Origin of the sequence: Bradyrhizobium sp. SZCCT0153, from assembly GCF_018129995.1 — a bacterium.
Lineage (GTDB): Bacteria > Pseudomonadota > Alphaproteobacteria > Rhizobiales > Xanthobacteraceae > Bradyrhizobium > Bradyrhizobium japonicum_G.
Genome location: NZ_JAFCKS010000004.1, coordinates 492,229 through 505,396, shown reverse-complemented (window position 1 = coordinate 505,396; position 13,168 = coordinate 492,229). Strand labels below are relative to the sequence as shown.

At 63.0% G+C, this 13,168-nt stretch carries 11 protein-coding genes; 3 read left to right on the top strand and 8 right to left on the bottom strand.

Annotated elements, in window-relative coordinates; all coding sequences use genetic code 11:
- Window positions 1-327 precede the first annotated feature (327 nt).
- From JQ572_RS20785 to JQ572_RS20755, 7 genes are all read right to left on the bottom strand, one after another.
- Window positions 328-1,296, bottom strand: a complete 969-nt coding sequence (locus JQ572_RS20785; RefSeq protein ID WP_211384674.1) for an ABC transporter ATP-binding protein — start codon at window positions 1,294-1,296, stop codon at window positions 328-330.
- A 14-nt stretch (window positions 1,297-1,310) separates the two neighbouring features.
- A complete protein-coding gene (locus JQ572_RS20780) occupies window positions 1,311-2,291 on the bottom strand; it encodes an ABC transporter ATP-binding protein (RefSeq protein ID WP_211384673.1) in 981 nt (326 codons plus the stop codon).
- A 12-nt stretch (window positions 2,292-2,303) separates the two neighbouring features.
- A complete protein-coding gene (locus JQ572_RS20775) occupies window positions 2,304-3,716 on the bottom strand; it encodes an amidase (protein WP_211384672.1) in 1,413 nt (470 codons plus the stop codon).
- A 30-nt stretch (window positions 3,717-3,746) separates the two neighbouring features.
- Entirely contained in the window at window positions 3,747-4,655 is a 909-nt protein-coding gene (locus JQ572_RS20770) for an ABC transporter permease (RefSeq protein ID WP_211384671.1), read from the bottom strand.
- Window positions 4,648-5,601, bottom strand: a complete 954-nt coding sequence (locus JQ572_RS20765; protein WP_211384670.1) for an ABC transporter permease — start codon at window positions 5,599-5,601, stop codon at window positions 4,648-4,650. The genes JQ572_RS20770 and JQ572_RS20765 overlap by 8 nt, the downstream gene beginning before the upstream one ends.
- A 31-nt stretch (window positions 5,602-5,632) precedes the next feature.
- A complete protein-coding gene (locus JQ572_RS20760; protein ID WP_211384669.1) occupies window positions 5,633-7,264 on the bottom strand; it encodes an ABC transporter substrate-binding protein in 1,632 nt (543 codons plus the stop codon).
- A 67-nt stretch (window positions 7,265-7,331) separates the two neighbouring features.
- Window positions 7,332-8,753, bottom strand: coding sequence for a sulfatase family protein (locus JQ572_RS20755; protein WP_211384668.1), 1,422 nt, complete (start codon window positions 8,751-8,753; stop codon window positions 7,332-7,334).
- Between the two features lie 136 nt (window positions 8,754-8,889).
- Between JQ572_RS20755 and JQ572_RS20750 the strand changes: the two genes are divergently transcribed.
- The 3 genes from JQ572_RS20750 to JQ572_RS20740 all read left to right on the top strand — a co-directional run bounded on the left by JQ572_RS20750 (window position 8,890) and on the right by JQ572_RS20740 (window position 11,589).
- On the top strand, window positions 8,890-9,600 hold the full coding sequence (locus JQ572_RS20750; RefSeq protein WP_211384667.1) for a GntR family transcriptional regulator: 711 nt from the start codon (window positions 8,890-8,892) through the stop codon (window positions 9,598-9,600).
- Window positions 9,601-9,733: 133 nt separating this feature from the next.
- The gene (locus JQ572_RS20745) at window positions 9,734-10,480 is read left to right on the top strand and encodes a glucose 1-dehydrogenase (protein WP_211384666.1); all 747 of its coding nucleotides are present in this window, start codon (window positions 9,734-9,736) and stop codon (window positions 10,478-10,480) included.
- Between the two features lie 14 nt (window positions 10,481-10,494).
- Window positions 10,495-11,589, top strand: a complete 1,095-nt coding sequence (locus tag JQ572_RS20740) for an isocitrate/isopropylmalate dehydrogenase family protein (RefSeq protein WP_211384665.1) — start codon at window positions 10,495-10,497, stop codon at window positions 11,587-11,589.
- Between the two features lie 55 nt (window positions 11,590-11,644).
- Here JQ572_RS20740 and JQ572_RS20735 read toward each other — a convergent pair whose 3' ends face one another.
- Window positions 11,645-13,096: an aldehyde dehydrogenase family protein gene (locus tag JQ572_RS20735; RefSeq protein WP_211384664.1), complete on the bottom strand. Its 1,452-nt coding sequence runs from the start codon at window positions 13,094-13,096 to the stop codon at window positions 11,645-11,647.
- Between the last annotated feature and the right edge of the window lie 72 nt (window positions 13,097-13,168).

The window sequence follows — 13,168 nt, the reverse complement described above, 5'->3', positions numbered from 1 at the left end:
GCGCTCCCGCGCAGAAATCCTGTGGTGCTCGATTTATCGATATTTGCGGTCGCGCAACTCAGACGGTCCGAGTTGAGTGCCGCGATTACAATTGCCATAGTCCGCCGGAAGCCCTAGCAGAAGCACCCGCAGCTCTCTCGTTGATTTTCGCCGCGAGACACGCTGCCAATCGGTGCACCCTTTGCTGGGTTTCAGCACGAACGATTTACGAATTTCACCACTCGTCGTACGGCGACATCAAGGAGATAGGCGGAAGCCTGGGGTTCGTGTGGCGATGCAAGCGCTTCGCCCCTAGGTGGCGGTACTCAAGCACAGTGATAGGGCCGGTCATGCGAAATGGCAGGCAACGAGATGATCTGCCACTCCAACCGCCTTCAGCTGCGGCTCTCTTTCCGCGCAAATCGGCTGTGCCAGTGGACAGCGCGTCCGAAAGCGGCAACCGGAAGGAGGCTGGATCGGATTTGGAATGTCCCCCCGCAATACGACGATCTGTCGCTGGCGGCCCGGAATCGGCTCTGGCACCGCCGACACCAGCGCCTGAGTATAGGGATGAAGCGGCGCGCGGCAGAGCCGCTCGGTAGATGTGAGCTCAACAAGCTTGCCAAGATACATCACCGCGATCCGATCGCTGACATAGCTGACCGCCGCGAGATTGTGCGAGATGAAAACGTAAGTCAGGTGCAGCTCGCGCTTCAGTTCCACCATCAGGTTCAGCACCTGTGATTGGATCGAGACGTCGAGTGCGGAAACGGGCTCGTCGGCAACCACAAGTCTCGGTCGAAGTACGAGCGCCCTTGCAATCCCGACACGCTGACGCTGGCCACCTGACAGCTCGTGAGGATAGCGCTGCGCAGCTTCCCGCCGCAGCCCCACCCTGTCCAGCATTTCTGCAATGAGCCTGTCACGCATGGGACGCTCCATGCTCTGGGCAGCATCGAGGCCCTCCCCAATGATGTCGTGGATCTTCATGCGGGGGTCGAGCGATCCTCTCGGATCCTGAAAGATGAACTGCATCTGGCGGCGCGAACGTCGCAATTCAGATCCCTTCAGATCGGCGATCGGTGTGCCATCGAACGACAATTCGCCAGCGCTCGGCTTCATCAGGCCGACTAAAATCTGTCCGAGCGTGGATTTTCCGCTACCGGATTCGCCGACCAGACCGAGTGTCTCTCCAGAGCTGACGCTGAGATCTACACCGTCAACCGCCCGCGCTTGGACCACATTGCGTCCCAATAGCCCACTGCGAATCGGAAAATACTTCTTGACGCCACGAGCATTCAACAACGGCTCATGCATAGCTCGCTTCCCCACTATTCGCTGCTCGGTGCATTGCCGCGCAACCAACAGGCTGCATATCCCGCGCGGGTTGCGACTAATTCCGGCGCTTCACGATGGCAATGGTCGGATGCGTAGTCGCAACGCGCCGCGAACCGACAGCCCACCGGCCAGTGGAGCGCGCTCGGAACCATGCCGGGAATCACGTTGAGCGGCTCGGCCTGTGTCATTCCCAACAGTGGGACCGACCTCAGCAATGCCTCGGTATAGGGGTGCTGGGGAGCACAGAAGACGGCGTCGACGGAGCCTCGCTCCACCACCTCGCCTGCATACATCACCGCGACATCATCGCACATCTCTGCGACGACGCCGAGATCGTGGGTGATCAGGATCACCGCCATAGCCAGCTTGTCGCGCAACTGCCTGAGCAATTCGAGAATCTGCGCCTGAATGGTGACGTCGAGCGCAGTCGTCGGTTCGTCGGCGATCAGGAGCTTGGGCTCGCAAGCGAGCGCCATCGCGATCATGACACGCTGCCGCATGCCACCGGACAGCTCATGCGGAAAGGCGTCGATGCGGCGCTCGGGCGAGGGAATTCCCACGAGCTCCAGCAATTCGATCGCACGCTCGCGAGCATCCCGCACGCTCACTCGACGATGCAACCTGATGGCTTCGATGATCTGGTTGCCGACCGTATAGACCGGGTTCAGCGAAGTCATCGGCTCCTGAAACACCATGGAGATGCGATTGCCGCGAATGTCCTCGAGCTCCCGTTCCGAAATCGCTGCGAGGTCCACGCCTTCGAAATAGATATGACTACCAGGCAGGACGCGGCCCGGCCGCTCGATCAAACGCATGATCGAAAGCGCGGTGACGCTCTTGCCGCTGCCGGATTCACCGACGATGCCAAGCGTGCTGCCCTCGCGAACCTCAAGATTGATTCCGTCGACGGCCTTCATCACGCCGGATCGCGTGTCGAAATACGTTCGGAGATTTTCAACGCGCAGCAGCGACATGATTCTGCTCCGCTAAACCGCGGCCCTTCGTCCGGCCCACGGCCAAGCGAGCTCGAAGGCACGGGCCGCGCGCAGCACCAGCGCCTCCTGATTTGGCGGTGCGATCACCTGCAGGCCGATCGGCATTCCATCGACGAAGCCGCAGGGAATTGTCACGGACGTGAAGCCGGCGAAATTGACAGCCAGTGTATAGGCGACCAGCGCCGGGATGCGCTGGGCGGGACCGACGGATTCAATCACCGGCGCGGTGAAGCCGAGCGTCGGCGAGAGCACGAGATCACAGCTGCGGAAGCCGGCCTCGAACGAGCGGATGAAGGCGGCGCGCCGGAGCACCGCGCGCGAATAATCGGCGCCGTTCACGCCCTTGGCCCAGGCAAATCGCTCGCGCGCATACTGGGTCAGCTTGCGCCGTGCCAGCGGGTCGGCATAGAGCGACTCGCCGAGCGAGGCGTAACGATCGACGAAGTCGAGCACCCGCCAGGCTTCGTCCACCCCCTGCGTGTCGAACGTCACGGCATCATCGACAATGTTGGCACCGAGCGAGCCGAGGCCAAACGCAGCTTTCTTGATCGCGGTGATCACGGCGGCATCGACCTGACCCGAAATGCTCTGATCCTCCCACCATCCGAGCCGCAGTCCCGCGATGCCGTCATCGAGCCCGGAAAGATAGTCGGGCGGCTCATCCAGCCGGCACAGGGAATCGTCGACGGACGGCTGCGCCAGTAGCTGCAGCAACGTGGCCGCATCGCGCACGTCGCGGCTGATCGGGCCTGCGCTACAAAGGAACATGGTGGATCCGAGCGAGCCGTGCTGTGGCACCCTGCCGTTGCTCGGCAACACGCCGAGCACCCCGCACATCGCCGAAGGCAGCCGGATCGATCCACCCGAATCGCTCCCTAGCGCCAGCGGGCCGAAGCCGGCAGCGACACTTGCCGCCGCCCCTCCGCTTGAGCCCCCAGACGTGCGTCGGGGATCCCAGGGATTGACGCATTCCGGCGCGACGCGGCCGGTTGTGCGCCAGAACGTCCCAAATTCAGGCGTGGCAGTCTTTCCGATGATCACGCCATCGGCCGCCTTCACGCGCGCGACGTGTAGCGAATCCTCCTCCGGCACATGGTCGGCATAGATCCGAGATCCGCTGGTGGTACGGATGCTCTTGGTCAAGAACTGATCCTTGATCGACACCGGCACACCCGCCAGCGCACCGACGGGCTCGCCGCGATCGATCCGCCGATCGATCGCCCTGGCCTGGCCCAGCGCCACTTCCCCCGACACCGTGAAGAAGGAGTGGAGGCGTCGATCGAGCTTCTCGATCCTTTCGATGAAATGACAGGCGACCTCGGTCGCCGACAGGCGCCGTGTGACGATGGCTTCGCGGATCTGCCAAGCCGGCATCCAGTGAAGATCGGAGGGCCGATCGCGCATTGCATCAGTCTTCAATTTTTCGAGCATCGATCAACCTCTTGGATCCAGAGCATCGCGCAAGCCATCGCCCATGAGCGTGAAGCCGACGACGACGAACACGATGGCAAGCCCCGGACTAAGGGCGAGCCATGGCGCGAGCGCCATCACCGAGGTGGATTCGGCGATCATGCCGCCCCAGGTCGGATCGGGCGGCTGCACGCCGAGCCCGAGAAACGACAGCGAGGCCTCGGTCAGGATCGCGATCGTCACCGTCAGTGACGCCTCGACGATCAGGGGCGCCGCGATGTTCGGCAGAACGTGCCGCCACAGGGTTCGCGCGCGCGACACGCCGAGCCCGATGGAAGCGGTGATGTAGTCCCGCTCCCGCACCGACAGCGTCGAGGCGCGCGCAACACGGGCGAAGCGTGGCATGAACAACAGGCCCATGGTGAACACGAGATTGGGCAGGTTCGGCCCGAGTGCGGCCACCAGCGCAATGGCCAGCAAAAGAGCGGGAAAGGCCTGCAGAATGTCGAGCACGCGCATCAGGCAGGCATCCAGCAGCCCGCTGGAGTATCCGGCAAGGAGACCGATCATGGTGCCTGATACGAATGCCAGCGCAGCGCTCAGGCAGGCCGCCGCGAGCGAGCTGCGCGCTGCGTAAAGGATCCGCGTCAGGACGTCCCGTCCGAGTTGATCCGTACCCAGCAGATATTGACTTGACGGCGGCGAGAGCGATGCGTCGGCGATCTCCAGGGGATCGTGCGACGTCAGCCACGGCGCGGTGAGCGCGAGGGCGATCGACAGCAGGACGATCACGGCACCGATCAGGAGCGGCAGATTCAGGCAATGCCGGAAACGCCAGGAAGCCAGATCGGATTCGTCGGCGATCGTCGGCCGGTTCAACTGCACACCGGGTTGGTCCGGCACGTCGATCACGGTCGGATGCGCATCAGCCATGCTGCTGAATCCTCGGATCGAGTAAATAATAGCTGAGGTCGACCATGATATTGATCAGGACCACGAGCGTGGTGATCACCAGCACCGTGGCCTGAACCTGAGTATAGTCGCGCTGATAGATCGCGTTGAGCATCAACTGTCCGATACCGGGCAGGCCGAACACCTGTTCGACCACGACCGCGCCCGCGATGAGGTGAGCCGCGGTGACGCCGACCGCGGTCACCACCGGCAACAGGGCATTGCGAAGACCATGCCGAATCAGCACGCGGAGACGACCGGCACCCTTGGCGCGCGCCGTCGCCATGTAAGGCTCCGCCAGCACCTCCAGCATGGCGACGCGCGTGTAGCGCATGATCGTCGTGGCGGACGCCAGCGACAGCACGAAAGCCGGCAGCAGCAAGGTCTGAAGTCCGCCGAGCGGATCGTGATGGAGGTCGACGGCGCCCAGCGTCTTGAACGATGGCAGATAGATCGAAAGCAGCAACACCGCGGCCACGCCGACGAAGAATGGCGGCGTCGACAGGCCGAGCAGAGCAACGCCGCGAATGGCGAGATCGGGCCAGCGGCCGCGGGTCGTCGCCGCGACGACGCCTCCTGGCAATCCGATCATGATCGCTAGAATCAGAGACAGGGCGGTCAGGACCAGCGTCACCGGAAGGTGCGAGGCGATCTGCGGGCCGACCGGCAGCCCCATCACCAACGAGTTGCCGAAATCGCCGCGCAGCGTGCCGGTCAGCCAGATGCCGTATTGGACCGGCAGCGGCTGATCGAGATGCAGCGCGTGGCGGATGTTCTGGGCCGCTTCCGAGTCGAGCGCCACCGTGGGGCCCGCCAGCACGCTGACGATATCGCCGGGGATCAAATGGATGATGGCGAAGCTCATCAGCGACACGCCGAATAGCACCGGCACGGTGAGAACGATGCGGCCCGCGGCATATCTGAGCATCGACACCTCCATTCAAGTCCTGCGCTTGCGCCTATTGCAACCAGGACTGCCGAAGATAGACACGCAGCGTCGATGGCAAGGCGCGGTAGCCCTGCAGCTTCGTCGACCACATCTCCCATCGCAGCGCGGCGGCACAGGGCGTGATGACGTAAGCCATCTCGGCGACGCGCTGCTGGACCGCGCGATAGTGGCTGACACGCTCGGCCTGGTCGTAGCTCTGGCGAGCCTTGGCGAGCAGATCGTCCAGCACGGGATCGGCCGTCTTGCCCGGGTTGACCGTGGAATGAGAGTCCAGCCGGATCGAGATGTTGGTGTCGGGATCGGGTCCCCAAACCAGGCCGGCCATCGAGATCGGAGATTCCGTCGATTGGAAATCGGTGACGAGATTACTCCATTCCTTCTGCAGGATCTTGATCCTGATGCCGACACGGCCAACCATCTGCTGAATGATCTGGGCAATCTGAACGTCGCCATAGTTGGCCGGCGAGACGGCAAAAATCGTCTCGAAGCCGCCGACATAGCCGGCCTCTGCCATCAGCGCCTTGGCCGCGGCCACGTCTTCCCTGGCATAGGGCAAGCCGGGCACCTCGCCGCTCGGGACCGCGAAAGGCGCTTGCATCGGCGGCAGCGCGGCCGTGAGGCCAGCCCGGCCGCGCCAAACCACCTTGACGATCAGCTCACGGTTCAGCGCGAGACTGAAGGCGCGGCGAACGCGAACGTCGTTGAAGGGTGGCTTGCGCTGATCGAATTCGAGCAGCATCAGCCGCGAATAGGCTTCAGGCTCGGGCGCCACGATATCTGCGACATCGCGCATCTGCGCAGCCGAATCGGGGCGGCTCAGCCAGGTCAGCTGAACGCTGCCCGCCCGCAACGCCGCCATGCGACTGCCTTCGTCGGGAATGATGCGGAAGTCGAGGCCGTCGAGATAAGGCAATCCGGGCTCGTAATAGTCCGCGTTGCGCTTCAGCCGCACCAGCGAGTTCGGCCGGAAATCCTCCAGCATGAATGGCCCCGTGCCGACGCCGCCCGTGACGAGGTCACCGCGGCGCTTCACATCCTCGCGGCTGACAATCGCGGTATATCTGACCGTGGCGAGATAGTTGAGGAAGGGGGAGAACGGATGGGCGAGACGAAACACCACGGTCCGCGGATCCGGCGTCTCGATTTCGCGGATCACCGAGAAGATCGAGGCCCACGGCGAGCGGGTCGCGGGATCGACCATGCGCTGGAACGTGAACTTGACGTCGTCGCTGGTGAGCACATCGCCATTGTGGAATTTAACGCCGTCGCGCAGATGGAAGACGAATGTCTGGGGATCCGGATTCTCCCACGCAACCGCGAGGTCCGGTTCGACACGGCTCACAGTCGCATCCCACCTGAGCAGGCAGGTAAAGATATGCTCGGCGATGTTCGTGGTCGAAAACGCCGCCGTCTTGTGCGGGTCGAGCCCGATCGGATTCTCGTCCTGACCGATCGTCAGCACGCCGCCTCGCTTCGGCGTGGGCCCCTCGCCCTCCGCCGCCATCGACGGCGCCCCTACGCCGTATCCGAGAGCAACCAGCCCCGTCGCGGTGGAGCCGAGGAATTGCCTTCGCGTGAAGTCGCCCCTCATGTCTCCCTCCACCAGTCGATCGAGTTTTGCCGCCGTAACGACCTGGAGCATGGTCGGTTCTGATTGAATCAGAGCCGACGCTCCGGATCCCTGTTTTGATGCGTCGTCTTCATGCGAACTAGGATGCGGGTTCGAGCAACGCGGCGAGGCGCGGATCGCTGTATTTCCTGGTGACGCCGGCGCGTCGCAGGTCTTCCGCATACAACTTCAGCAGAGAGCGGATGACGTCGGGATGTTTTGCCGCCACGTTGGTCGCTTGCTTCGGGTCGGAGCGCAAATCATAGAGCTCGACCGGATCGTTCGGAGTCGCGTAGAGCAGCGACCATTGCTCCGTCGTGATGGTGACGGGCTGCCACTCGACCACCGTCCGCATCAGATCGTCGACGACTTCAACCGTATCGCCGGGATTGGCAAGCGGCAGCGCGGTCAGCACGTGGTCGCGTCCTTCGAACGGCTGGCCATGGACTGCGGGCAGCAGCGAGATCCCCTGCATCTCCGCCTGGCGCGGCAGGCCGGCCATGTCGCAAATCGTGGGCGCGAGATCGAGCGCGCAGGCAAGCTTGCTGGTTCGACCGGCCTTTGCGCCCGGCACATGAATCAACAGCGGCACCTTCGCGATCTCCTCGTAAAGCGGCGAGCGCATCCACGTCGCCTCGCCGGGCGCCCTGCGGACCATCTTGCCCATCAGCCCATGCTCTCCCAGCAGGAAACCGTGGTCGGAGACGAAGATGATGGCGGTGGAGTCCTCGATGCCGAGATAGGCGAGCTGATTGAGCAGATGCCCGATCCAGCGATCGACGAGCTCGAGCTCGCCGCTATAGAGCGCGCGCGCCACCGCGATGTCGCGATCGGTCATGCCGTGCTTCTTGCATTCGCCATAGGGCGGGTGCACGCGCTCGCCGGCATAATCGGGAAGATAGTGCCTGACGTAATAGGCCGGCGGATCCCACGGCTCGTGCGGATCCCAGGTGTCGACCAGCGCGAAGAACTTGTCCTCGTAGATTTGCTCCAGAGATTTGGCAGCCTGCACCATGGTGAGCGGCGCCGGACAGTCCATCTCGCCCGTACGCGGATCGGGCTTTACCTTGCCGGTGATCGGCCATTGCGGCAGCTTGCCTTCGCCCTGGCGCTTGGTTTTGTTGGGCGCGCTGTAGGACGAATAGTGCGGCGTTCCCAACAGCTGGGACTTCATGTCGTAGAAGAAATTGAATCCGCGGTCATATGAGTAGCCGTTGACCTGATAGAATGGTGTGTCCACCACGCCGAGCGTCGTGTAGCCCGCTTCGGTCAATGTGGTTGCGATCGAGCGATCCGCGCGCGGCAGCGCGCCCCAGCCGACACCGGCGAAGGCTGGCTTACCGGTCAGATAATCGTAGCGCGCGGGGACGGTCGGAAAGCTCGATGCATAGTAGCGATCGAACACCATCGATTTGGCGGCAAGCTTGTCGAGATTGGGAGTTCTAACCCCACCACCGTTGTAGCCGAGCATGTCCGTCCGCACAGTGTCGGACACGATCATGAGGATGCGATCTACCGCCATTTGTTATCTCCCTGGTTTTTCTTCTGGAGTAAAATATCACGCATCACACTTTGCTCGTCAAGCTATAATATATCACACATCACACTTTATATTGTGGATTTTTAAGCCAGTGTGCTAATGAGAATGCATGGAAACGATGCAAAAGGGCTCGGCAGGGCTGATTTCGGCGCCAAGCCTGCGCGAGCAGGCGCGTCAGGTGATCCGCGGGCTTGTCATCACCGGGCAGATGCAACCGGATCAACTCTACTCGGTGCCGCGGTTGGCGGCCGAACTCGGCGTGTCGGCGACACCGGTACGGGAAGCCTTGCTCGATCTCGAGCGCGAAGGCCTGCTCGAAGCGGAGCGCAATCGCGGCTTTCGCGTGGTGTCGCTGTCGCTCAACGAACTCAACGATATCTTTGCTGTCCGGCTGCTGCTGGAGGTGCCGAGCCTCGGCGATATCGCCCAGAGCGGCTTGTCGGGTGGACAACTCGACGAACTTCATCAACTGGCGGAGGCCACGCGTCAGACGGCGGATTCCGGCGATCTGATTGCCTTCCTTGATACCGATCTCAGATTCCACGTTCAGCTGATCGCCACGCTCGGCAATCACTATCTCGCCAAACTGGTCGAGACGCTCAGGGACCGCGTGCGGCTGCAGGGCTTTGCAAGCGGCGAGTCGCCGCGAGACTTTCTCAAGCAATCCGCGAATGAGCATTTCAAGCTGCTCGACTACATCTCGAAGCAGGATCGCTGCGGGGCCGAAGCAACCATCCGACGACACCTGGAAAGGTCGCGCGACGTATGGGGTGGCCGGCACAACGCCGCGCAGGCGGCAAACGCCGGCATTCTCAACGACTCGTCCTGACCGAGACGGTCCCCTCTCCTCCCATTCGTCTGCAAAGCGAGGCAGCTCCCGCGTCTTCACCGGCGATCGCATTGCCATTCAAGCGGTGCCGGCGGCCAGCCAATCTCGAACACTTCCAACCATGAGGACCGCCGTGAGATTGAAAGACAAGATCGCAATCGTGACAGGCGGCGGCTCCGGCTTCGGCGAAGGCATCGTTCGCAAATTCGTAGCCGAAGGTGCCCGCGTTGTCGTGGCCGATCGCGATCGAGCCGCGGCAGAGCGCGTGGCTGGCTTGTTCGACGGCAAAGCCATTGCGGCGGAGGCGGATATCTCCACCGAGTCCGGCTTCGCTTCAGTCGTGCAGAAAGCCCAGCGGGATTTCGGAGGACTCGATGTCCTCGTCAACAATGCCGGCGTCGGTCACACCCCCCAACCGCTCGAAATGGTGACGGACGACATGTTCGACCGGATCGCCAGCGTCAACATGAAGTCGATCTACTACGGCGCAAAGATCATCGTGCCGCATTTCAAGCAGCAAAAATCTGGCGTAGTGCTCAACGTAGCCTCGACCGGCGGCGTCAGTCCGCGACCGAACCTGACCTGGTACAATGCCTCGAAAGGCTGGGTCATCACGGCGACGCGCGCGATGGCTTTTGAGCTTGCGCCGTTCGGCATCCGCGTCAACGCGATCAACCCCGTCGCCGGGGAAACGCCGCTGCTGAAGACCTTCATGGGCCAGGACACGCCCGAGATCCGCGCCAAATTCCTGTCGACGATTCCACTCGGCCGCTTTTCCACGCCGGAGGACATGGGCAACGCTGCCGCCTTCCTGTGCTCGGACGAGGCAAGCATGATCACGGGCGTCGCGATGGAAGTCGACGGCGGCCGCTGCATCTGAGGCGAGACCACGTCATGAAAACCACGTACGAAATCTGCGTCGTCCACGGCGACGGCATTGGACCTGAGGTGGGCAAGGCAACGGTCCGGGCGCTGGAGGCCGCGTTCGGCGACACCTCGCCGCTTCACTTCAGCGAGCACCCCGCCGGCGCGCAGCATTTCCTCGAAGCCGGCGAATCCTTCCCGGGCGAGACGTTCGAGGCATGTCGCGCCGCCGACGCGATCCTACACGGCGCTGCGGGCATGCCAGGCGTCGTCCACCCCGACGGCACCGAGGCAGGCCTCGATTTTACCCTGACGCTGCGCGGGAAACTCGATCTCTACGCCAATGTCCGGCCGATCAAGCTGCTACCAGGCGTGCGATCGCCGCTGCGCGATGCCGGCGCCATCGACTACGTCATCGTTCGTGAGAACAGCGAAGGCCTCTATGCCGCACGTGGCGCAGGAACGCTGCTTCGCGGCGAGGTCGCCGTCGATCCCCTGGTGCAGACCCGCAAGGGCATCGAACGGATCGTGCGCTTCGCATTCGAACTCGCCCGCACGCGTGGCGGCGCTCCGCGCGACGGACGCCGTCGGGTCACCTGTTGCGACAAGGCCAATGTGCTGCGCAGCTACGCGTTCTTCCGAAGTGTGTTCGATGAGATCGCGGCACAATATCCTGATGTCGAGGCTGAACACGTGCTGATCGACGCCATGACCGTCCACCTGATCAATCGTCCATCGCATTACGACGTCATCGTCACGGAGAACATGTTCGGCGACATCATCTCCGATCTTGGAGCCGCGACGATCGGTGGCATGGGCATGTCACCGTCCGCCGAACTCGGCGACGGCAACGGCTTCTTTCAGGCTTCCCATGGCTCGGCTCCGGATATCGCCGGCAAGGGAATCGCCAATCCCTACGGAACGGTGCTGGCCTCCGCCCTGATGCTGAACTGGCTGGGCCGGCGTCATGCCGATGCACGGTTGGTCGAAGCGGCGGATCGGATCGAAGCGGCCGTCAACTTTGCTCTCGCCGACGAAATGGCTTTGAGCCGGGATCTCGGCGGAACGGCCGGTTCCGAGGAAATCACTGACATTCTCTGCGCAAGGTTGCGCGGGCGCGCCTGACGCGCAATCACGGTTAGTGCCGGGCGGCTTGATCGCCGCCAGCACTTCGCAGCCGTCAGCCGTGATAGATCGAAATCGTCTTGGTCGTTGCAAAGCCGTAGAGCGCTTCAAAGCCCTTCTCGCGGCCATGGCCTGAGCGCTTGACGCCGCCGAACGGCAGCTCGATGCCGCCGCCGGCGCCGTAGTTGTTGATGAAGACCTGGCCTGAATGAATCCCGCGCGCGAGGCGGAATTGTCGCGCGCCGTCCCGGGTCCAGATTCCACAGACAAGGCCAAAGGGCGTACCGTTCGCCAGTTCGAGCGCATGTTGCTCGCTGTCGAAGGGCATGATCACCTGGACCGGCCCGAAGATCTCTTCCTGCACGAGGCGGTGGCTGGGCGAAACGTCGCGGATCAGCGTCGGCTTGACATAGGCGCCACCGGCAGGTGCATCTGGCGCGATCGTGCCTTGCGCTGCGATACGCGCGCCGTCACGCTCGGCAAGACCGATATAACCGCCGACGATGTCCTTCTGCCGGCGGGAGACCACGGGGCCGACATCCAGGTCGGACAGCGCCGGTCCCACCTTCAGCTTTCGGTACGCATCGGCCATGCGTGCTACGACCTCTTCGTAGACCGACTGCTCGACCAGGATCCGCGACGATGCAGAGCAGGTCTGGCCGGCGTTCTGAATGCCCGCCATCACCAGGAACGGCAAAGCCCGATCGAGTTCGGCATCGGCAAACACCAGTTGCGGCGACTTGCCGCCAAGCTCCAGCGTCACCGGCACCGCATTCCGCCCCGCGGCTGCCTGCACCAGCGCGCCGGTCGCCACCGAACCCGTGAACGAAATGTGATTGATGCCGGGATGGCCGGACAAGGCCGCGCCAGCCTCCTCGCCGGTCCCGGTGACAAGGTTGAACGCGCCGTGCGGCAATCCCGCCTCTTCCGCAATGCGGGCGAACTCGATCACCGTGAGGCAGGCTTCTTCCGCCGGCTTCACGACGGCGGCGTTGCCCATGGCAAGGGCTGCACCAAGGCTGCGTCCGATGATCTGCATCGGATAATTCCAGGGAATGATATGGGCGGTTACGCCGTGAGGCTCATACAGTGTGATGGCCGTGAAGCCGGAACGATAAGGGATGGTGTCGCCGTGAACCTTGTCGGCGGCGGCACCATAGAATTCGAAGTAGCGCGCCAGCGCCTCGACATCGGCCCGCGCCTGCTTGAGCGGCTTGCCGACGTCACGTGCTTCGAGATCCGCCAGCAGATCGACGTGTTTCAGAACACCCTCGCCGATCCGGTGCAGGACACGGCCACGGTCAGTCGCCGACATGCGTCCCCAGTCGCCGGCCAGCGCCGCTCGGGCCGCCAGGACCGCGCGATCGATGTCTTCGCGGCTGCTACGGGCAATATCCGCAAGATGCGAACCGTCGGACGGATCCAGGATCTCGAGGCGGCGTCCATCGGCGGCATCGACCCAGCGGCCGGCGATGTAGTTGCGGTAAGTCCGTTCAGATTTAGACAAGGTCCGCGCTCCAGAGTTTGATCCTGCTGCAAGTCTTGCAGGACGTTTCCACCAAATTTTCTTTCGCGTCCA

Bases quoted from the DNA above. Each gene is read 5' to 3' on its own strand.
- JQ572_RS20760 (WP_211384669.1), bottom strand. From the start codon at position 7,264: ATGCTCCAGGTCGTTACGGCGGCAAAACTCGATCGACTGGTGGAGGGA.
- JQ572_RS20740 (WP_211384665.1), top strand. From the start codon at position 10,495: ATGAAAACCACGTACGAAATCTGCGTCGTCCACGGCGACGGCATTGGA.
- JQ572_RS20780 (WP_211384673.1), bottom strand. From the start codon at position 2,291: ATGTCGCTGCTGCGCGTTGAAAATCTCCGAACGTATTTCGACACGCGA.
- JQ572_RS20785 (WP_211384674.1), bottom strand. From the start codon at position 1,296: ATGCATGAGCCGTTGTTGAATGCTCGTGGCGTCAAGAAGTATTTTCCG.
- JQ572_RS20750 (WP_211384667.1), top strand. From the start codon at position 8,890: ATGCAAAAGGGCTCGGCAGGGCTGATTTCGGCGCCAAGCCTGCGCGAG.
- JQ572_RS20765 (WP_211384670.1), bottom strand. From the start codon at position 5,601: ATGCTCAGATATGCCGCGGGCCGCATCGTTCTCACCGTGCCGGTGCTA.
- JQ572_RS20755 (WP_211384668.1), bottom strand. From the start codon at position 8,753: ATGGCGGTAGATCGCATCCTCATGATCGTGTCCGACACTGTGCGGACG.
- JQ572_RS20770 (WP_211384671.1), bottom strand. From the start codon at position 4,655: ATGGCTGATGCGCATCCGACCGTGATCGACGTGCCGGACCAACCCGGT.
- JQ572_RS20775 (WP_211384672.1), bottom strand. From the start codon at position 3,716: ATGCGCGATCGGCCCTCCGATCTTCACTGGATGCCGGCTTGGCAGATC.